Raw genomic sequence first — 20301 nt, 5'->3', positions numbered from 1 at the left:
ACCGCACGGTCTCTGTCAACCCTTCCTGCCCTTCATGGCAATATTTACTGCAAGAGCCGTGCCTGACCAAGCTAATTCATTGATATGACTTGATTTATGTGACCTGGAATCCACTATTCAATACGGTCAAGCTGACGGCTGCAGGCCACCAGCATGTCGATGCCATCCCAGAGCCATTCGAATGCCAGCGCTTGTCCCGGACTTGCCACCCTATCGATACGGCAGCAAGGCGACAGCAGTAGCGCATACTCAAGCCGCATTTTATCTGGCCCAACCCAGACACAGGTCTGCATATCCCAAGGTTGTAACAGCAACTCATCAAGAGTATCGGCAACGAATTCTGCAACTGTACCTCCTCCGATGTGTTCAAGCCGCAAAGAGGCGGTGGGAGTCAATAAGGTGACGCCAGCAAAGGTCTCCTGCTGCATCTGACCATCGAGAGCGGCATTTTGTTGACAATTGATGAGGCGTTCCATCATCAGGGCAGGGCTGCCTGCAAAGGGGGCAAAGACGGCTTCGAGCAAACGACGTCGCAACACACTATCGGGAGCGCCCAACCAGCAAATCGTGGTGGGCGAGGCGCAGGCTTGCTGATTGAAGCGAGTAAAGTCTTGTTGCAAAGCCGCAACCAATTGCCGCCATGCGGCCGCATCCAGGTTGGCGAGCCATTGGCTATCCAACACCGCCATGGAGCGGCGATCCGGAAACACGATTTCCTGAGCGCGGGGTGAAAGCGGAATAGCCCGTACCCGACCGATGGTTTCATCACCGCCCCAAATGATGCGAAGGCGGCACCGGGCCGACAGCCAGGCGGTGACCCGTTCGTCATGGTCATACCGGATAAAACGGGTACGCGAGGCAATCTCTTGCCACTCGGGCAGAGAGAAAAGCTCGTTCAGGATGGTCAGCATGGCCTCTTGCACCGGGTCGATGCGCGATGAGAGGCGAACCACGGAACCATTGCCCATCAGTAGCGCCATGATCCAGGAGTAGAACGCGACGGTCGGCACGTTGGAGGGGACCAGATGAAAAACCATCCCCAGCGGAGCGCGTCCTGCCATGCGTTTGCGCTGTACCTCAATCTGGCGAGGCCGCAACCAAAAACCAAAGGCGGCTAAATCCGGATTCGCTCGTCCCTCCTGCTGCAGACGTGCAGAGAGCGCGGCCACAAAGTCACCTATTACGGGCGCAAAGCTTGGCTGCGGGCGAGTAACAAAACCTTGCCAGTCAATGACGGGAGCCACGAAAGCGACCTCGGGCCCAGCTTGCCATATGGCATCTTCTGCATCTGACCGGATCACTGGAAAGTGTCGCTGCATCCCCTCACCTCGGCGCCTTGCTGACGCCCTGATACATGAAAATAACGGCCGAGACGTCCGCAGGGGCAATCATCCTCACCCAGCAGCACACCGAGATCCTCGCTGAGCAAACTGTGGCCTGGATAACTTTGGGGAATGGCAGAGATCACCTGCAACAAGCCTGGCTTGCCGATCCCGAGCGGTCGATGGGTCAGCGGATCCCGCACCAGCAGATCGGCAAAGAGGGGAGCATGAAGATGGCCCTGCTCGCACTCAACAAATACCGACCCCACCTGCTCCACCATGCCATAGAAGTTGTACACCCGACTCAGCCCCAGCTGTTCATGGCAGCGCTGCTTGAAGGCAGGATTATCCACCGCGAGGTGTTGCAGCTTCTTCCAGCCACCGCTGTGAAAAAGCGTGCCCTGCGTCAGCGGCAGTTGCAGACCTCGCTCACGCAGCGGTTCCAGCAGACATTGCCAGACCATGAAGGTAAAGCCGAACAACAGGACCGGCTGGCCCGCATATTTGTCACAAAACGCCTCGATGACCGGCCAGTTGGGCCGCATCTGCTCGTCGAGGGCATAGGTATGGTCTCGCCCAAGGAAGGAGAGCCCCAGCGCACCGGCGCCGCGGGCGGAAAAACCGCTGCGGTTTTGAATCAGGGCGGGTTGCTCCACCAGCAGCATGGGCAGCCGCTGCTTGCCGACGAACTCTTGCAGGATCTTCACCAGCACCTTGCTCTGCAACGCGGCTGTATCCCGATCCAGCACAATGCGTGACGGCATCCCCGTGGTGCCCGACGAGGTGAGCACCTTGAATACCTCTTCTTGCGGCACGCTCTGCCATTGGGCCAATTTGAACAGGCGGGCGGCCAGATAAGGAAGCTCTTGATAGGTCGAGGCCTGACCCCAGCCAAACGCCGACAGAATATTGGCAAAAGCTGGACACCCCTGCGCATGGCGCTGCGTCAATTCATTCAGGCGAGCAAGGAGCAACCCACTTTTTTCATGTTGAGACAGCCCGAAAACCGGCGCATCAAACAGCCTGTTCATAGCTGCTCCAGTTGTGTTAACAGGGCCGGATAATCGATCTTCATATTGCTGCGTCGTGGCAAATGATGCCGATAAATGCGAACGCTTGATGGCGGCACCATCAGCCAGCGGGCCAGCTCCAGCTGCAGTGCGTCACTGGGGCACGCGTCTGCCTCGATGGCCACCAGCAGGCAATCATCACGGCCGGTCGCAGCGCAGGAATAACCCCTCCCCTGCAACCAGGTTTCCACTTCAGCCAAGCTCACCCGTTTGCCAAACAGCTTCAGGAAACGGTTGAGTCGTCCGGTCAGATAGAATCGGCCCGACTCATCACAACGAGCCAGATCGCCGGTAAAGAGCGCATCCATATCACGCCCCCGAGCCAGATCTTCAGGGCGCTCCGCATAGCCCAACATCACATTTGGCCCTTGGTAAACCAGCTCTCCCTCCCCGTCGGGAAAGCCGGACTCATGACGAAGAGAGAGGCACCCGCCCGGTACGGCACGGCCGATCGCATCCGGAGCAACAATCACTTCGTCGTGAGCCAACCAGGCGATGCGCGGCGCCGCTTCGGTCTGACCATACATCACGAAAAAACGGCGTCCCAGCGCAGCTGCCTGTTCGGCAAATTGCTTTGCCAGTGCCGGCTCAAGCCGTCCTCCGGCCTGGGTCAGCGTCATCAGGCTGGGATAGCGGGTCCAGTCAAAACGCAAGCGGTTAAGCATCTGAAAGGTAAACGGGACCCCCGCCACGCTAGTGACCTGATGACGATTTACCTCATCCCAGAATTGGCGCTCAAGGGGACTGGCAGTGCATGAAACCAGAGAGGCGCCAACCAAAAGATGGCTGTTAAGTACCGACATCCCGAAGGAGTAAAAAAGTGGCAACGAGGTGATGGCTCGCTCACCCCCGTTCAGCGCCAGATATTCGGCGATGGCCGCGGCATTGGCATCAAGATTGGTTCGCGACAATCGCACCCATTTGCAGGAGCCGGTACTGCCCGATGTCGGCAGCAGCAAGGCCAACTCAGGGTGAAACGAGGGCGCATCGCCAAGATGCGCAACTGCCCCATCCTCCAACACCCGCAGACTGACACCAAAGCGCTGGCACTGCTCATGGTGCAACTGGGCATCCTGTGCAGGATCGGCCAACATGATGGCGTGGCCATCACGCAGGGCCAGCAAGTAGTGAAGCAGATGCAAGGTGGACGTCACAAATGGCAGGTAGACCAAATGACGACCGACGGGATAGGTGGTAGCCAACTGCGCCACACGCCGAGCCAGCTCACCATAACTGAGCCACCCCTCTTGCGGGTCTCGCCAGGCGGGCTCGTCATTACTTTCAACCAGATGCGTCAACAAATCAGGCTGGCTCAAATCACCATCCCCCCATCGACCCCAATCACCTGCCCGGTCACATAGCTCGACAAGTCGGATGCGAGAAACAGGGCCACCTTGGCCACTTCTTCTGGCGTACCAATCCGCCCCATTGCGATGCTGGCCACCCGCTCGGCAAACTTATCTTGCGGGATGGCGTGGGCCATATCGGTATCGATAAAACCGGGAGCAATCGCATTGACTCGGATCTGGCTGGCGGCCAGCTCCTTGGCCAGTGACTGGGTAATGCCAATCACCGCCGCCTTGCTGCCGGCATAGCAGCTGAGCCCAGCCGTCCCCACTTGCCCCATCAGGGAGGCGAGATTGATGATGCTGCCGCCACCACTGCGCGGCATCAGGCGGGCGGCATACTGGCTGCAATAGATCACACTAAAGGTATTGTTGCTGAATGTCTTTTGCAGATGGGTCTGGTTCGCCATCCCCAATAACGCCTCTTCCAGCATGCCGGCATTGTTGACCAGCACGTCCAGCTGGCGAGTCTGAGCAAACAGCTGCTGAAAGGCCTGCTTGACCGCCGACGGATCAGCCACATCAAAGCAGAGAGGCTGGCAAGGCACGCCAAACTCGGAACCAATCGCGGTCGCCAGCAGGCTCATCGTTACCTCATCACGGCCTCCCAGCCACAGTTCAGCCCCCTGAGAGGCAAACTGGCGGGCGATGGCAAGCCCGATGCCACGCCCGGCACCGGTGATCAACACCCGCTTGCCCTGCAACAGTCCCTGCATCAGAAAGCGACCCCGTATTTGGCCAGGATCTCCCGCGCCTTGACGACCGAACTCATGTCGATAATGTCATCGGTGTCGAGCAATACACCGTAGTTATCCTCCAACTGGGCGATCAGCCCCATGTGGGCGACGGAATCCCACTGCGGGATGCTGTTGTAAGCCAGCCCATCGCTGACGCTGCCGATATCAATACCCAAAGCCTCGGCAAAAACCTGTTCCAATGCGATTGTCATCTGAAAAATCTCCGTAGCCGCTCACGGGCGGTATAGTAATTCGCCGGCAGCAGTTCCAATGCAAAAAATCCGTTATCTTGTCCTATCTGGCGGTAACCCAGTTGTTCATTCAAGCGCAGGGCCGAGCGATTGTTCTCCCGAACCAGGGTGCGGATACAACCGATGTGCAGCTCATCAAAACCCTGATCAAGCTGGGTTAAAGCAGCAGCAACGGCCAACATGGGATGCCGCACGCCTGAGTTGCCCAGATAGAGTCCCGCATCGGCAATCACCTGACCCTGCAGCTTGCCCTGGCACTCACCTTTCAGATTGACGTAACCCGCTCGCACGCCCTTGCACCAGAGCACCCAGTGCTGCTGATCCTGTCGTTCACGGGTGGCGACAAACCATTGGCGCTGTTGCCGCGGCGAAATACGCGTCTGGGATACCATCTGCATTCGCACCTCATCCTTATTGCGCCAACGTCGCAAGGCAGGAAGATCCCACGGCTCTATCGGGCGTAACTCAACGCCATAACTCATCTTCAACGTCATCCACTTTTCATTACCTGTCTCTCTTATCGACCACACTGCTGCCATTCCGTAGCAAAAATCGATAATACAAGCAGAAAAAACAGTATAATATCAAAAATAATCAAAGAGTTGTCATCGATTATCCTGGCTTTGGCCAGTCATTGATCCAGCAGAGAGAGCCCATCATGGCCATCGCCATTATCCCAGCCCGGGGTGGCAGCAAACGCATTCCACGCAAGAATATCCTCCCCTTCTGTGGTCAGCCCATGCTCGCCTATGCCATCCAGGCGGCGCAGAAATCTGGCTGTTTCAGCAAGGTGGTGGTCTCCACCGATGATGAGGAGATCGCCGAAGTTGCTCGTCAACTGGGCGCGGAAGTGCCATTTCTGCGGCCAGCCAACCTCGCCGATGATCACACCGGTACCACCCCTGTGGTGATCGACACCATCCAGCGGCTCGACCAGCTCGGCATCCAGGCAGAGCACTACTGCTGCATCTATGCCACAGTGCCGCTGATCCAGGCGGCCGACCTGCGCGCCGCCCACGATCGCCTGCTCGCCAGCAAGGCCCCCTTCGTCTACATGGTGGCTGAATTCGGCTTTCCTATCCAGCGCGCCGTGCGCATGGATGAGCAGGGCCGGGTCACTCCCTTCTGGCCGGAGCAGATGGCGAAACGCTCTCAGGATCTGGAGCCTGCCTATCAGGATGCCGGCCAGTTCTATTGGGGGACGCGGGCTGCCTGGTTGGGCGGGATCAGCCCCGTCGGTGGAGAGGGGATCGGCCATATTCTGCCAAGACACAGGGTGGTCGATATCGATACGCCGGAAGATTGGCATCTGGCTGAACTGCTTTATCAGGTGCTGGGTCAAGATGGTGTTTAAGGTTGCCTTCCGGCTCGATGCCGGGGCCGAGATCGGGTTGGGCCATCTGATGCGCTGTCTGGCCATTGCCGATCGGCTGAAAACGGCTGGCGCCGAGTGCCACTTTCTCTGCCATCAGCTACCGGCCCACCTGTTGCCACTGCTGCAATCCCACCAGCATTACCCTCTTTGCGCTCTGGACGACGCAGGCCCCTTGCCCATCTTGCGTCCGGAGTGGCTGGTGTGTGATCACTACCAGATTGATCGACAGATCGAGCAGACACTGGCAATGCACTGTGGTCAGTTGCTGGTGATCGACGATCTGGCCGATCGCCCTCATCATGGTCAGTTGCTGCTGGATCAGGGGCCACTGCGCAGCGCCGCCGATTACCAGTCACTCGTCCCTGCCGACTGTCGGCTGCTGCTGGGCACCGACTATGCCCTGCTGCGCCCCGCCTATCGCCAGCTTGCACGCCAAAAGGTCAGCCGGTGGCAACGTGGCCTCATCTGCTTTGGCGGCGCTGATCCGGCCGGAGCCTGTCTCACGACCCTCAACAGCCTGACGCGGCTGCCCTGGGCCCGCACCATCCGCTGGACCTTGGTGGCGGGCGGCGCCAATCCGTTCTGGCCCGAGCTGGAGCAGAGAGTGGCCGAACTGACCGACCTCGACCTAGTGCTGCTGCGCCAGAGCGACCAGATGGCGCAACTGATGCAACAACACGACTTCGCCATTGGCGCTGCGGGCGGCATGACCTGGGAGCGAGCCTGTCTCGGCCTGCCGACCCTGGCGGTGCCCATCGTCGACAATCAGCAGTTCAACGACCAGGTGATCGCCCGCTTCCAGTTGGCCGAGCGGCTGACTCTGAGCGAGCTGGCCGAGCCTGAGCTGCTGCTGCAAGCCCTGCAACGACTTGAATGGCAAGCAGATGACTATCGACGCCGCGGCCAGCAACAGGTGGATGGGCTGGGGCTGGATCGGCTCACCGCCTGGTTGCTGCAACAATCGGATTATCAACTGTTGCCATATGGCCATCAGTGGCAACTACGCCATGACGACCAACTGCTACTCACCCTGACGCTGAACGGCCAGCGGCTGACATGGCAGGCCACCCGGTCACTTCAGCCCACGGAGTGGCAAGAGCTGGCACATCGCTTGCAGATAATTTTCTCCCCATTTCCCCTCTATCTTGCCGAGCCACCGCAGATAGCGCCCCCTGCCCCTTGGCAACCGGCGCCGCAAGGCTGGCAACTTGGCATAGGAATCTGAACACAGATGCAGATCGATCATCGCTCCATCAACCAGGAACAGGCTCCCTATGTGATTGCCGAACTGTCGGCCAACCACAATGGCAATCTGGACCGCGCCCTGGCCATTATGACCGCCGCCAAAGCAGCGGGTGCCAGCGCCGTCAAGCTGCAAACCTACCGCCCGGATACCATCACCCTCAAAAGCGATCGACCGGAATTTCAGATCCACGGCGGTTTGTGGGATGGCCACAGCCTCTATGACCTTTATGAGTGGGCGCACACTCCCTGGGAGTGGCACCAGGCGCTGTTTGCCAAAGGGCGCGAGCTGGGGCTGACGGTCTTTAGCAGCCCGTTCGATTTCAGTGCGGTGGACTTGCTTGAATCACTGGACTGCCCGGCCTACAAAATCGCCTCCTTCGAGCTGGTGGATCTGCCCCTCATTCGCTACACCGCCCAGACCGGCAAGCCGCTTATCATGTCCACCGGCATGGCGGACGAGGCCGAGATCGCCGCCGCGGTCGAGATGGCACTCAAGCACGGCAACGGCCAGCTGGCGCTGCTGCACTGCGTCAGCGGCTATCCGGCGCCGGCGGCCGAATATAACCTGCGTACCATCCCCATGTTGCGCCAGCGCTTCGGGGTCGAGGTGGGGCTCTCCGATCACACCCTGGGGTCGGCCACAGCCATCGCCGCTACCGCGCTCGGGGCCACCCTTATCGAGAAACACTTCACCCTGGCCCGCGCCGACGGCGGGCCGGATTGCGCCTTCTCAATGGAACCGGCCGAACTCACCGAGCTGGTAACCTCGGTCAATACCGCCCATGCCGCCCTCGGAGTGGCCGATTACCATCTCACAGCCAGTGAACAGGGTAACCGCGCTTTTCGCCGCTCCCTCTATCTGGTCAAGGAGATGGCAGCTGGCGAGGTGCTCACCGCAGAGCACATCAAATCGGTGCGCCCCGCCCTCGGCCTGCCCCCGGCCGATTACGATCGGCTCATCGGCAAGCAGGTCAACCGCGACATGGCAGCCAATCAGCCTCTCAACTGGGATTGGATTGCACAAGATGAATGAAGATCTGCTGCGCCATCATCTGGCGATAATCGAACAGCGTTGGCCACAGCTTGCTGCCCACCTCACGGTGACACAGCTGGGCGATCTGCAGGTGGAGTTGTGTGAAGGCCTCAGCAGCACACTGCTGGTCAATGGCATCCAGCTCACCAGCCGGCACGATCGGGTGAAGGAGGCCGAACTGCAAGCGGCAACTCTTCCCGATGTACCCGTGCTGCACCTTTATGGCACCGGACTCGGCGATCTGCAGAAGGTGTTGCTGACACGCCCCCGGTTAGAAACCCTCCATGTCCATATCATGCACCACAATCTCTTCACTCTGGTGCTGGCCTTGCTCGAGCACGACGAGTGGCTGCAAGACCCCCGGGTAGAGCTGAGCCTCGCGGCCGATGAACAGGAGATTGTCCTCCCCTTCTTCGCCCTCCCCAGCGAACTGGAGCTGGCCGAAGATGCGGCCTGCCGCATTCGTGGTCGACTGGTGAGCGAAGTGATGGCGACTTACACCAAGCAACGCTTCGTCCCGGACTTGCCGCGCATTACCGGGCGACTGACCGAGAATCTTCCACTTGTGGGTGAAGATGGCGATGTTGCCACGCTTTTTGGCTCACACCCGGATGCTACTGCACTGGTCATCGCCAGCGGTCCCAGCCTGCAACACCACCTCCCTCGCCTTGCAGGCTTGTTGCAGCAACATCCCGAGTGGAAGGTACTCTGTGTCGATACTGCGCTCGCCCCTCTGCGACAATACGGCATCAGTGTGGATCTGGTCGTAACTATCGACGACGCTCTGACTCCGGATCGACTGGCAAGCCAAGGGCTCACTTCGGTTCCTCTGGTATATGCCCCCATGGTGCCCCATGAGACGCTTGCAAGTTGGCAAGGGCCGCGTTTTACCGCCTACTCCATCAGCCCCGTGTATGAGCAACTTCGTCACACTCATCCCAAAGGGTTACTCCATCAAGGAGGCAGCGTGATCCATCCCACCGTCGATCTCGCCGTCAAGATGGGTTGTAGAGAGATCATTCTGCTCGGCTGTGACTTCGCCTTCCCCGGTGGCCAGACCCATACCGGCTGGGATGATGGTGCTTTGGGTCCTGTTGCCAGCCAGGCCCTCAGCTGGGTACTGGATGGCCATGGTCAGCGCGTCAGCACCAACCCCAATTTCACCACCTATCAGATCGAGCTTGAGCGCTATATGGCAAGCCACCCGGAAGTCAAATTCTGGAACAGCAGCCGCGACGGTGCGGCCCTGCTCGGTTGTGACTATCATCCGGAGCTGATGCCATGACCATCACAGAGCATTGCATTGCACTGGCACACCATTTTCGCCTTGGCCTTCATGTTGAAAGTGCGCTGCAGCTACCGGCTCTGGTAGAGCAGGCATTGCATGCTCTACCTCCGGAGCACCAAGGCGATGCCGTGACCATAGTGAGTGCCCTGCTGGCTTGCCAGGAGCGCCATGACTGGTTGGGATTGGCAGACTGGCTTGAAGTTGAGTTCGCGGCTCTTCTTACAACGCCAGAAAAATAATAATGCTGAGCGGGTGAAACGAAAGGAATTTCATATGCGAGCATGATAAAAAACTTGCTCGCAGTAACACCCCAAACGCATGTCACGTTTGGGGCCACAGTTTCTAAATGATAGCTGATAAGTGATTTAGAACACCACATGTATAACGTGACAATAGATACACGTTATAACACACCACTACTTAAATATATTGAGACCTATAAAATAGGCTGTATCATGTCGTTCCAATGCTCCAGCATAAATATGTTTAGCATCAGTAAAAAACCGCTCCAATATAGTGATTGTAGAGTTTAACTTTTCTGTCAGCACCTCATCAGAGTCATTGATATGAGCCATCATCAAACTGATGATATTGGCATAAAAATAATTTATTGATCCTATCAACACACGGTAGAGATGACTATCACGACTCATGAACAAATACAGCAGATAATCATGATGGCGTTGCATCATCGATTGAATTGCGTTGTGTTCACGAGGAACTGCTTTCCAATCATCAAGCAGTTTATTAACTACATCATTAAAAAACGGCACGTTAATGGCAGATTGGAAATCAATACTGGCTACATTAAATGGTTTGAAACAACGTGACAGCAAATCATCAATGAAGGCTCGCTTATTAAAATCTGGCCAAGTGGGGTTGATATGCTCAACCCGACGAGGTTCGGCACCAGCAACATAAGCACCATCACTACTATTGACACAACGTATTTCAGGATTATTTTCCAAAACCTGAGCCATATTGTGAATAGAGAGACCAAATAAATGATTGATACGGACTTCACCACCAAAGTTACCACGAGCTGGAAATGTCTCGTTCAGATCCTGATGGTATTTTGCCTCCTGCTTTTCATTATAATACAGGCTCAAACTAGAATGATGCTTATCAGCAAACTTATACCCATTGTCAATCCCAAACAGATAGATATCCTTAAAGCCAAGCAACGCTGCGTAATTAAGACCGGTATTCCCAACAAATGGATTAGAGTATTCAATTGAATCAAATTCAAACTGCTTACCAAAGTGAGTGGTCAGCAGTTTATACATGGGCTCATTGGGTTTAAATGCTAACCCGGTTTTGCGGAAAAATGTCTTGCACTCAGGATGAATCACATCCACGCTTAAAAAAACACTATCCTTGAGAAACTCCCCTGCATCCAAAATATGCAAAAAATCTGCTGAACTTTTGGTACGCTCAACAGCAACATAAATATCTGGCTTGATTCCAGCTTTATAAAGTGCACTGACTGCAGTGCCACAGGCAATGATAATAGCCTGACGTTGATGATCTCGAATAAAATCAATGCTCTGATCTAACGATGGCCCGTTTCCAACAACAAATACAGGTATAGTCTCAGATGAGGACGTATCACGTTGGCGCAGAAGAAATGGTGTGCCATCTTGCAGATGACTATGGCTATGAGCTAGAGCAAAGACATTATCATCAAAAAAACCCCAACCCGTACGCAGCAGATAGAACTCATTTTCAACCTGGTTAATAAGCGAATGCAACTTTGGCGAATGATAATGGCAGAATGAAAAATATGCTGCAGACCAGAATGCCCCTTTACGATGAAGCGCTTCCATCATATCGGCTGCTAATAATTTTTCGTCAACTCCTATAAATAAATGCAAGCTTAATGACTCTTGCTCCATATAATCCAGCAAAGAGCACCAATCAAAACAATATAAAGATGCATAAAACATATCAAGATCTGGTTCAAAGGCGAACAAATTCTTGACTTTGCATCGCTCGTATAAATAGCCCAGTTGATAACCCAAACCTATTCCATACATCAAGGATAATGGGATATCCATTGATAGTGCACTCTTGAGTGATAACCCTTCGAGCGTTGATTGTTGTTTAAGCTTGGATATTTCGTTGTTATATTTTATATGTATTTGGTCATCAAAATACCATTGTGGTGCAAAATCAATACATTGCAAAATACTTTGTTCAATTACTTCATTAATTTGTGATTCAGCATCTGCGAATGGATCGTCACCGTATAACGAAACTTGCTCATCAAGCCACAATATATTAGGGATACCATTTTCATTGCAAAAAAAACGGAATGGCCGTACTGGTTGATATGATTCAAAAAAATCATATATACTTGGCATGAATTTTTTAAAGGCATCCATGTTCATTGCAAAACGAACAGGCAATACCTCCAACATAGCAATTTCCTGTTGCTTTTGCCTCTCAAGGCGCACAAGTTCACTCTCGATATTTGTAATTTCTTGTTTAATATCCATGTATGCCTAACCTGCGTTCAGCTTGTACATATCAGATGCTCGACCTGCTTTTGAAAATTTCCACAAAGCTGCTTCTGTCTGATTCTTTGCATGTTCTATCAGCTCATGTAGGGTTTGAAACTGCACCAATGCTTGTTGGTGATCCATGTCAAGAACCACATGTGGAGGGATATTCTGGAAAACAGCATCAAGGAGAATGAGATAATGGTCGATCAACTGTTCAGCCGTTTGCACATCCTCCTGTTCGAACAAGGTCAGTAACTCTTGACCTGCTGCGATTAATTCTGGCAAACGGTTATTGCTCATTCGGTTCCGCCCACTTTTTGTTGAGCCAAGGCCTTATCTCGCTCCTCGACAGGAATAGCATCCCAACCGCTTTTAACTGTCAGCATCAGATTCATAACCTCATCGACAGCTGTGATATCCATATCACGGCTGGCATCCATCATCCTAGCTTTCATGTAGTCATAAAGCGCAGAAAGGTCTTCGGGAACCTTACCATAAGAGAGATCAAGTGAATCTTGCAGCCCGTTGATAATGGCCATTGCTTTAGAGATAGACTGGGATTTTTGCTCAAAATCTCGACGTTCGATAGCACCACGAGCCTGAGCCAAGCGCTCCAGGCAACCTTGCATCAAAAGTTGAATCACGCGGTAAGGATCGGCTACTGCCAATTCGGATTGCAGATTCTGGGTGGTATAGGCCTTTATATTTTTATGATACATATGAAACACCACTCATGACTTCACATTAACTATTGTTTGTATTTAGCATACTTAAATATGAGGCAGATTTATTCATCTTGGCCAACATAGCATCCAGACTTCCGTAACGGGCCCGCAAGGTCTCTTCATACTTGGTCAGCTGAGTGGCAACATCTGACTCCTTACGACCCACTTCGCGCAGATCGGAATTCAAAGAGTCTTCCCGTTTCGCCAACAAACCACCGGTCTTGGAGTAGGTTTCCAGCTGGCTGGCCAGCTGACCGGCGATCCCATCCTTACCGCCAAAAACTGCCACTACCTGATCGAAATTCTTGTCGATGGCCTCGTTGAACTTGGTATCGTCGATAGACAATACCCCTTTGTTATCCATCTTTATGCCCATCTGAAAAATCGTTTTATAAGTAGAGGAGTTTTTCGAAGGCTCGGTGATGATGCCATTCATCATATTGACTACGGCACGCGTCGTTGCATCGCCCGCCAGAGCCCCACCATCATTCTTGCTCTTCCCTTCAACGATCGTATTACGCTTGCCGAGCTCATTGCTCTTCTTCACCAGCGCGTTGTAACCGTCGACAAAGCCTTTGACCATGTCCTTTATGCCAGCCTTGTCGGTGGTCACGTCAACCTTGTTAGAGCTGTAGGTCTTGACCGGATTACCGCTGGCATCGGTAGAGGTTGTGCTATCCGACTCCCGCAACACGGTCAGTTTAAGTCCGACAATGGTGCCATCGAAGGTATTGGATGAACTGGTCAGAGTATTTCCATCAACGGTGATCTTGGCATCTTGAGCATCTTGGCGCTTGGTCAGTTTGGATACGAGATTATCGGTCAGGTCGGTAGTACTGCCAGTGATCTGCAGGTCCTTGCCGCTGCCGCTTACCCCGGAATCGATCATCAGCTTGGATTTACCATCGGAGGTATTGACTATATTGACGCTCAAACCGAAATTGTCGGCGTCATTGTTGATGCGTTTACGGATGGACTGTAGTGAATCCCCTGCTTTCACATCGACATCGAAGGTCTTGTCACCAGCCTTGAAGGTCAGCTTCCCATCCTCAGTGATAAGGGGAGTCGTCGATGAGTCGAAAGTACCGTCAAATTTACTGGTCTTCGCCAATTGTTCGACGCTGATATCATATTGCCCGTTGGAAGCCCCCGCCTTGCTCTCCACCTTGAGAACGGGTTTGTCCTTGTCTTGGGTAATATTAATCGAGCGTTTGTTGAACGCATCATCTTTGGACATGGCCTGAAGTGTCGTCACAAACGAGGCGATGGCCGACTTCAACTGTCCAACCCCGGAGAGAGTGATCTGGGCATTGGTCTTTTTGGTGGTGATGGGCTGCATCAGTTGCGCCTTCTTGGCATTGACGCTCGCGGCAATGACAGACTCCAAGTCCAGCTGTGAACCCGCACCAGCAGACGTAATCGTGGCCATTCTCACTCTCCTCGTAAAACTTGCGTATTAAATCTCTTTATCAAGCAATAATCCGACTCTTGAGCCACCACCTATAACATCAACTTCACGCAGATCCTTGAGCCGCTTGCTGATAGCCAGCAACTCTTCACTTGGGATCTGGCGGATCATTGACTTGGTATTGGCGTCCATCACCTTGATAACAACTTGCTCGAGATCCTTTTCGACGCTGAAGTTGACGGTCCATCCCTGCAACTTGCTGAACTCCTGCAAGTTTTGTACCTCTTTTTCAATATCCTTATCTGAGACATCGGATTTGCGAACCTTCTCTTTGGCTCGCTCCTCTTGTTGTTTTTCCACATCCTGTGTCATCACCCGCTGCTCTTCCGCCATGCCAGATAGCACTTGAGCGGCCGATTGGCCGCTCTTGCTACTTGACTGAAGAGAAGAAGGAGTGACCGATGAGGGAATTCCAATGTCATTGGCCATATCGTCGCTCCTTTTCTATCTCATCACTACCCGTTAACCCAACAGGGACAGCGCAGATTGCGGTCTTTGGTTAGCTTGCGCCAGGATACTTGAAGCAGCCTGCTGCAGGATGTTCTGCTTGGTCAGGTTGGCGGTTTCTGTCGCAAAGTCCGCATCACGGATACGCGAACGTGCTGCACTCAAGTTCTCGGACACGTTGGACTGGTTGCGAATGGTCGAGTCGAAACGGTTCTGGACCGCACCAAGCTCTGCACGTTTGCTATCAACCGCCTTGATCATGTAGTCGAGGTTGGCCATAGCAGACTGGGCACCACTGGCTGTTTTGATACTGTTCATGTTGGCAACAGTTACAGCAGTTGTCGCAGCGGTTACCTTGTACGGCTCTTTACTACCAGTAGAACCGGCGGCGATGGTGGCACTGCCTTTTGATGCGCCAGCAATACCGCTAATGGTAAAGGCACTGGTCATCTTGAAGGTAATGGTCTGGGTAGCATCCGCACCGACCTGGAATGAGCCCTTATATTTACCGTCCAGCAACTTCTGACCACCGAACGTGGTATCACTGGAGATGCGATCGATCTCGGTTGTCAGTTGATCGTACTCTTGCTGCAATGCAACGCGGTCATCCGTATTGTTGGAACCGTTGGCTGATTGCTGCGCCAGAGTCCGCATCCGCTGCAACATGGAGGTTATTTCATCCATGGCCCCTTCTGCGGTCTGGGCTACAGAAATACCATCGTTTGCGTTGCGATTACCCTGGTTCAAGCCGTTAACCTGTGAAGTCAAACGGTTGGAGATCTGCAAGCCAGCAGCATCGTCTTTGGCGGTGTTGATGCGAAGACCGGATGCCAATCTGGTATAGGAGGTATCCAGAGACTTGTTGGTATTCATCAAGTTACGCTGGGCGTTCAATGATGAAATGTTGGTGTTGATATACATGGCCATAAAATATTCTCCCGAAGAACATGCGACTGCAGGTTGCGTCGTCTAAACAACACGACGTCCCACCGTTTGAAGAGCAGGTTGAACATGCCTGTCTCTTCAGGCGGGTGTCTGTTTGAACGAACAGGCCACCCGCAGTAGTGCAAACGTTGGATTCCGAACACCCCTCGATTGCTTCACTTTATTTAACGGCAGCGCAGATACAAGCTTTAGGAAAATTGTTGCCTAAAGCGGCAAGTTTTCTCCGGCAAGCGGCAACAGAACATGAATTGAGCAGCATCACCATGCAAATCACCGCTGATGATGACCTCGTTTACGGGATAAGATGCGTTGGCACGATTCATGCTTTGAACTGACAGAGTGACGTCAATTTGGCGACACAATAAAAAGAGGCCGGTAAACCGGCCTAAAGATGAGCATATGCTCAGGAGAATATGACCAAGCGTGACAGAACTGAACAGCTGGACAACACTTGGCATTACTAGTAGAGATTATATCTCTCCCGATAGAACAGAGTGCGACCCGAACACCCCTTTGTTCCATCTCTTGACCAGGGCGGCCTGAACAACCGCCCTGTTTTCTTTTGTTAGCCTTGCAACAGTGACAGTGCAGACTGCGGGCGCTGGTTTGCCTGAGACAGAATGGTCGATGCGGCTTGCTGCAGAATGTTCTGCTTGGTCAGGTTGGCGGTCTCGGTCGCGAAATCTGCATCGCGGATCCGTGAACGCGCAGCACTGACGTTTTCAGAGACGTTCGCCTGGTTGCGAATGGTTGAATCAAACCGGTTCTGCACTGCACCCAATTCCGCTCGCTTGCTGTCTACAACTTTAATCATGTAGTCGAGGTTGGCCATAGCAGACTGGGCCGAACTCGCCGACTTGATGCTATTCATGTTTGCCACAGTCACTGCGCTGGTTGAGGCCGTTACTTTGAAAGGCTCTTTGCTACCAGTTGAACCGGCAGAGATTGTTGCATTGCCCTTGGCAGCCGAAGCCATACCTGCGATGGTAAACGCAGTGGTCATTCTGAAAGTAATGGTTTGAGCCGCATCGGCACCAACCTGGAAAGAGCCGACATAACCACCGTTAAGCAGTTGCTTACCACCGAATGTGGTATCTTTTGCCACACGATCAATTTCGGTCATCAGCTGGTCATACTCTTGCTGCAACGCGGTACGGTCATCAGTGTTGTTGGAGCCGTTGGCTGATTGTTGAGCCAGGGTACGCATACGCTGCAGCATGGAGGTCACCTCATCCATTGCACCTTCCGCAGTTTGCGCTACCGAAATACCATCGTTGGCGTTGCGGTTACCCTGATTCAAACCGTTCACCTGAGACGTCAAACGGTTGGCGATTTGCAGACCCGCGGCATCATCTTTGGCGCTGTTGATACGCAAGCCGGATGCCAGTCGAGTGTAGGAAGTATCCAGTGATTTGGTCGTATTCATCAGGTTACGCTGCGCGTTGAGCGATGAAACGTTAGTGTTGATATAAAGGCCCATGACTATTCTCCTAAGCTATTAAATTTACTCTTCTATTCGCTCAGGCTTTATTATTTTCCGTGCCCGATGCGTCTTATTTAACGGCTCGTTTTTGGATGTCTTTAGCATTTTTTTCAACGCTTCATCGCATTAACGCCGCTTACCTTATATATCGGCGGGTCGGGGGGATACTTAAGGAAAAAATCGGGCCAAAACCAGTGACAAACTCAACATTCTGAAGCTCGCCAACGGCAGGGGGCAAACGAGACACTACCGTTCGTGCTGCGAGAAAAAATCCGTCCCGACTCTCAATTTTGTCGAGCACTGTTGGCGATTGGGCTCACCAGCCCCTAAAATCGCGGCCCCATCAACAATTTGGCGTGAGTTGTTCTCCATGCAGACACTGGTTGAGCAGATTGTTTACATCAGCGACATGTTTGGTACTGCGGTATTCGCGTTTTCAGGGGTATTGGTGGCTGGCCGACTCAGAATGGACGGGTTTGGCGTCATGGTTTTGGCGGCGGTCACTGCCATCGGCGGCGGCACCATCCGTGACATGATCCTGGGAGCCACCCCCGTATTCTGGGTGCGAGACCCGCTCTATATCTGGGTCGTCATTGCGACGGCGCTGATCGGTATGTGGATGGTCAAGCTGCCCCGCAGGATGCCCTGGTATGTGCTGCCGGTGGCGGATGCCTTCGGGCTAGCCCTCTTTACCGTTATCGGTGCCCAGAAGGCCCTCAATTTCGGCACCCCAGGGCTGATTGCCGTGATCATGGGCACCATGACCGGGGTAGCCGGTGGCATGATCCGCGATGTACTGGCGCGGGAGGTCCCCATGGTGCTGCAAAAAGAGATCTATGCCACCGCCTGTATCCTCGGCGGCATTCTCTATACCCTGGCGCTTGAGGCAAACATGGACAGGGTTACGGCCATGCTCATCTGCATGACGGCCGTGTTTGGCCTGCGAGTCGCGGCTATCTACTGGCATCTGTCGCTGCCCACCTTCTCACTGCAACGCAATTGAGAGCAGGCCCACAGCGTCATCATGTCGCTGTGGGCCGCGCGTTGAACCAAATAGGCTTTTCTGTTGTCATAGAAGCAGTCGTTGTTAGCCGGAACTTCTCATGCGCAAAATCGGTATGCTTACCACCCTCCTCCTGGCGAACGTGACGGCAGCCGACGCCGAAGCACAAGTGGTATTTGGACGACTGGCCTCGGCGCCGGTGCAGCAGTTCAACCAGCAGATACGCCAGGCAAGCCATCAACAGCAAAACTGGGTTAATGACTACCGTGAGGTAGCTCTGCGATTCGTCGGTCATGGTGACACGCCCAGCCGCATCCATGCCCAGCAGCTGGACAATGATCTGGTGCTCTCGGTCGCCCTCGACGGCAGTAAGAGCGACATGATCTACATCCTGACCCTCTATCGCAGCAACAACCTGTGGCAGATGCGGGAGGCGGAAATGGGGTGGCGTTGTCAGGGGCAAGACTCCTTCACTCCGGTTCCCTGTCCCTGATAGTCATTACTCACTCTGTGAAATAAAAAAATCCGGCACATTGGCCGGATTTTTTATTGAAAGTGAAAAACACGCTTACGGGCGGTACACCTTGACGTTGTCAAAGCCCTTCTCTTTCAGATAGAGCGCCTGCAGCTTGCTCATCACACCGCGATCGCAGTAGAGCAGGTAGGTCTTCTCCTTGGGCAGATCGCCAAAGGCGGTAGCCAACTTGAAGAAGGGGATATGCAGCACTTCACGATCTTCCACCACCAGCGGCTTCTCGTCGTGTTCGTCGGCAGAGCGGATATCCAGGATCACCTCGTCAGCGCCCAGCACCTGAGTCGTTTCCACCTCTTGTACTTCAGCGGCAGTCTCTTCACCGATACGACGGATATCGAGGTAACGGGCCTCGGAGACCACCTTGTCCAGAATGGAGAAGTCAAAATTGGCCTCTTCCTCTTCAATGCGGGAGAGCTCGGCCTTCACGGTCGGCTTCTTGGAGATGACACCGCAATACTCCGGCATGGTCTCGGCGAACTCCAAAGTGCCGATACGGCGGGCTTCGTTGATGATATCCGGCTTGTCCCAAGTGATAAGCGGGCGCAGGATCACCTTGTCGGTGACCCGGTCGATGACGTTCAGGTTGGTGAGAGTCTGGCTGGAGACCTGACCCACACACTCACCGGTCACCAGCGCCGGGATCTGGAATTCATCGGCCACCTTGGCGGCAGCACGCATCATCATCCGCTTGAGCACCACGCCCATCTGACCGTTGTCGATCTTCTCGAGGATCTCGGCAACCACCGGCTCGAAATCGACAGCGGTGAAACGTACCCGGTGGGAGGAGCCGAAACGGTTCCACAGGTGATAGGCCACCTGCTTGACGCCGATCTCGTGGGCCGCACCGCCTAGATTGAAGAAGCAGTAGTGCACCCGGCAGCCACGCTTGATGAACTGGAACGAAGCCACGCCGGAGTCAAAACCGCCGGAGAGCAGACTCAGCACATCTTCCTGGGTCGCGATGGGCATGCCGCTCAGACCCTGATGAATAGCACTGACGATGAAGAGCTCCTCGCCGTCGATCTCGAGGTTGATCTTCACATCCGGGTTCTTGAGGCGCACACCATTGCTTTCGCAGTGCTGGTTCAGACCGCCCCCCACATAGCGCTCAACCTCGAGGGAGGAGAACTCATGCTTGCCGTGGCGCTTGGCGCGCACGCAGAAGGTTTTGCCCTTGAGCTGGTCGCCCCAAACGGCTTTCACCTGCTCGAAGATGTCGTGCAGATCGGTAAACTTGCTGGCTTGTACCTCGAGGAAGGCCTGAATGCCGGGAATGCAGGCCAGGGCTTCGATTGCCTGCTCGCGGAACTGGTCATTGCGGGAGCTCACGATCAGCTTGTCCCAATCCATCCGTACGCGGGCATCGTCGTCGAAGCGGCGCAGGACATTGCGGATATTGCCCTGCAGGATCTTGATAAAGCGCTGGCGAACCGACTTGCTCTTGATGGTGATTTCCGGGAACAGCTTGATAATGAACTTCATGGTAATGACTCGGGTGACCTTGATTTAAGGGCGCGAATTATA

Annotated in this window: 21 protein-coding genes; 7 read left to right on the top strand and 14 right to left on the bottom strand. The window is 54.1% G+C overall.

Annotated elements, in window-relative coordinates; translation table 11 throughout:
* Positions 1-113: 113 nt before the first annotated feature.
* From I6L41_RS03445 to I6L41_RS03420, 6 genes are read right to left on the bottom strand one after another with little or no spacing between them, the layout of a single operon-like run.
* The gene (locus I6L41_RS03445; protein WP_216962004.1) at positions 114-1319 is read right to left on the bottom strand and encodes an acyl-CoA reductase; all 1206 of its coding nucleotides are present in this window, start codon (positions 1317-1319) and stop codon (positions 114-116) included.
* Positions 1298-2353, bottom strand: a complete 1056-nt coding sequence (locus I6L41_RS03440) for an acyl-protein synthetase (RefSeq protein WP_216962001.1) — start codon at positions 2351-2353, stop codon at positions 1298-1300. Before I6L41_RS03440 ends, I6L41_RS03445 begins: the two co-directional genes overlap by 22 nt.
* Positions 2350-3708 (bottom strand): AMP-binding protein, encoded by a 1359-nt coding sequence (locus I6L41_RS03435; RefSeq protein ID WP_216950529.1) that lies wholly within the window; start codon positions 3706-3708, stop codon positions 2350-2352. The genes I6L41_RS03440 and I6L41_RS03435 overlap by 4 nt, the downstream gene beginning before the upstream one ends.
* Positions 3705-4454: an SDR family NAD(P)-dependent oxidoreductase gene (locus tag I6L41_RS03430; protein ID WP_204383489.1), complete on the bottom strand. Its 750-nt coding sequence runs from the start codon at positions 4452-4454 to the stop codon at positions 3705-3707. Before I6L41_RS03430 ends, I6L41_RS03435 begins: the two co-directional genes overlap by 4 nt.
* Positions 4454-4687 carry an acyl carrier protein gene (locus tag I6L41_RS03425; protein WP_120413983.1) on the bottom strand — a complete coding sequence of 78 codons (234 nt, stop codon included), beginning with the start codon at positions 4685-4687 and terminating at the stop codon, positions 4454-4456. Before I6L41_RS03425 ends, I6L41_RS03430 begins: the two co-directional genes overlap by 1 nt.
* Complete coding sequence (locus I6L41_RS03420; protein WP_120413982.1) at positions 4684-5220, bottom strand: GNAT family N-acetyltransferase; 537 nt, start codon at positions 5218-5220, stop codon at positions 4684-4686. The genes I6L41_RS03425 and I6L41_RS03420 overlap by 4 nt, the downstream gene beginning before the upstream one ends.
* A 164-nt stretch (positions 5221-5384) precedes the next feature.
* On the opposite strand from I6L41_RS03420, the gene pseF reads away from it, so the two are divergent.
* The 5 genes from pseF to I6L41_RS03395 are packed head-to-tail and all read left to right on the top strand — an operon-like array spanning position 5385 to position 9906.
* Positions 5385-6080 carry a pseudaminic acid cytidylyltransferase gene (gene pseF, locus I6L41_RS03415; RefSeq protein WP_201991342.1) on the top strand — a complete coding sequence of 232 codons (696 nt, stop codon included), beginning with the start codon at positions 5385-5387 and terminating at the stop codon, positions 6078-6080.
* A complete protein-coding gene (pseG, locus tag I6L41_RS03410) occupies positions 6070-7326 on the top strand; it encodes a UDP-2,4-diacetamido-2,4,6-trideoxy-beta-L-altropyranose hydrolase (protein WP_216961998.1) in 1257 nt (418 codons plus the stop codon). Before pseF ends, pseG begins: the two co-directional genes overlap by 11 nt.
* Before the next feature lie 6 nt (positions 7327-7332).
* Positions 7333-8379 carry a pseudaminic acid synthase gene (pseI, locus tag I6L41_RS03405; RefSeq protein ID WP_120413980.1) on the top strand — a complete coding sequence of 349 codons (1047 nt, stop codon included), beginning with the start codon at positions 7333-7335 and terminating at the stop codon, positions 8377-8379.
* Positions 8372-9664 (top strand): motility associated factor glycosyltransferase family protein, encoded by a 1293-nt coding sequence (locus tag I6L41_RS03400; protein ID WP_216961994.1) that lies wholly within the window; start codon positions 8372-8374, stop codon positions 9662-9664. The genes pseI and I6L41_RS03400 overlap by 8 nt, the downstream gene beginning before the upstream one ends.
* Positions 9661-9906, top strand: coding sequence for a hypothetical protein (locus I6L41_RS03395; protein ID WP_216961991.1), 246 nt, complete (start codon positions 9661-9663; stop codon positions 9904-9906). Before I6L41_RS03400 ends, I6L41_RS03395 begins: the two co-directional genes overlap by 4 nt.
* A gap of 177 nt (positions 9907-10083) precedes the next feature.
* Here the strand turns inward: I6L41_RS03395 and I6L41_RS03390 are convergent, their stop codons facing one another.
* From I6L41_RS03390 to flaA, 7 genes are all read right to left on the bottom strand, one after another.
* Positions 10084-12165, bottom strand: a complete 2082-nt coding sequence (locus I6L41_RS03390; protein ID WP_216961988.1) for a 6-hydroxymethylpterin diphosphokinase MptE-like protein — start codon at positions 12163-12165, stop codon at positions 10084-10086.
* A 6-nt stretch (positions 12166-12171) separates the two neighbouring features.
* Positions 12172-12471, bottom strand: coding sequence for a hypothetical protein (locus I6L41_RS03385; RefSeq protein WP_019446038.1), 300 nt, complete (start codon positions 12469-12471; stop codon positions 12172-12174).
* Positions 12468-12890, bottom strand: a complete 423-nt coding sequence (gene fliS / locus I6L41_RS03380) for a flagellar export chaperone FliS (RefSeq protein ID WP_019446039.1) — start codon at positions 12888-12890, stop codon at positions 12468-12470. Before fliS ends, I6L41_RS03385 begins: the two co-directional genes overlap by 4 nt.
* Before the next feature lie 25 nt (positions 12891-12915).
* Positions 12916-14325, bottom strand: a complete 1410-nt coding sequence (gene fliD, locus I6L41_RS03375) for a flagellar filament capping protein FliD (RefSeq protein ID WP_158112304.1) — start codon at positions 14323-14325, stop codon at positions 12916-12918.
* Between the two features lie 27 nt (positions 14326-14352).
* Positions 14353-14793 (bottom strand): flagellar protein FlaG, encoded by a 441-nt coding sequence (locus tag I6L41_RS03370; RefSeq protein ID WP_019446041.1) that lies wholly within the window; start codon positions 14791-14793, stop codon positions 14353-14355.
* A gap of 33 nt (positions 14794-14826) precedes the next feature.
* On the bottom strand, positions 14827-15738 hold the full coding sequence (gene flaB, locus I6L41_RS03365; protein WP_019446042.1) for a flagellin B: 912 nt from the start codon (positions 15736-15738) through the stop codon (positions 14827-14829).
* 583 nt (positions 15739-16321) lie between these two features.
* A complete protein-coding gene (flaA, locus tag I6L41_RS03360) occupies positions 16322-17236 on the bottom strand; it encodes a flagellin (RefSeq protein WP_216961986.1) in 915 nt (304 codons plus the stop codon).
* A gap of 373 nt (positions 17237-17609) precedes the next feature.
* Here flaA and I6L41_RS03355 point away from each other — a divergent pair, with 373 nt between their 5' ends.
* Positions 17610-18242 (top strand): trimeric intracellular cation channel family protein, encoded by a 633-nt coding sequence (locus I6L41_RS03355; protein WP_005333975.1) that lies wholly within the window; start codon positions 17610-17612, stop codon positions 18240-18242.
* A gap of 100 nt (positions 18243-18342) precedes the next feature.
* Positions 18343-18735, top strand: a complete 393-nt coding sequence (locus I6L41_RS03350) for a hypothetical protein (protein ID WP_216961983.1) — start codon at positions 18343-18345, stop codon at positions 18733-18735.
* Between the two features lie 75 nt (positions 18736-18810).
* Here I6L41_RS03350 and thiI read toward each other — a convergent pair whose 3' ends face one another.
* Positions 18811-20259: a tRNA uracil 4-sulfurtransferase ThiI gene (gene thiI / locus I6L41_RS03345; protein WP_216961980.1), complete on the bottom strand. Its 1449-nt coding sequence runs from the start codon at positions 20257-20259 to the stop codon at positions 18811-18813.
* Positions 20260-20301 lie beyond the last annotated feature (42 nt).

This window comes from Aeromonas sp. FDAARGOS 1411 (assembly GCF_019047125.1).
Classification (GTDB): domain Bacteria; phylum Pseudomonadota; class Gammaproteobacteria; order Enterobacterales; family Aeromonadaceae; genus Aeromonas; species Aeromonas veronii.
Note: the sequence above shows the minus strand (reverse complement) of the source record. Positions and strands in the feature narration are given on the sequence as shown.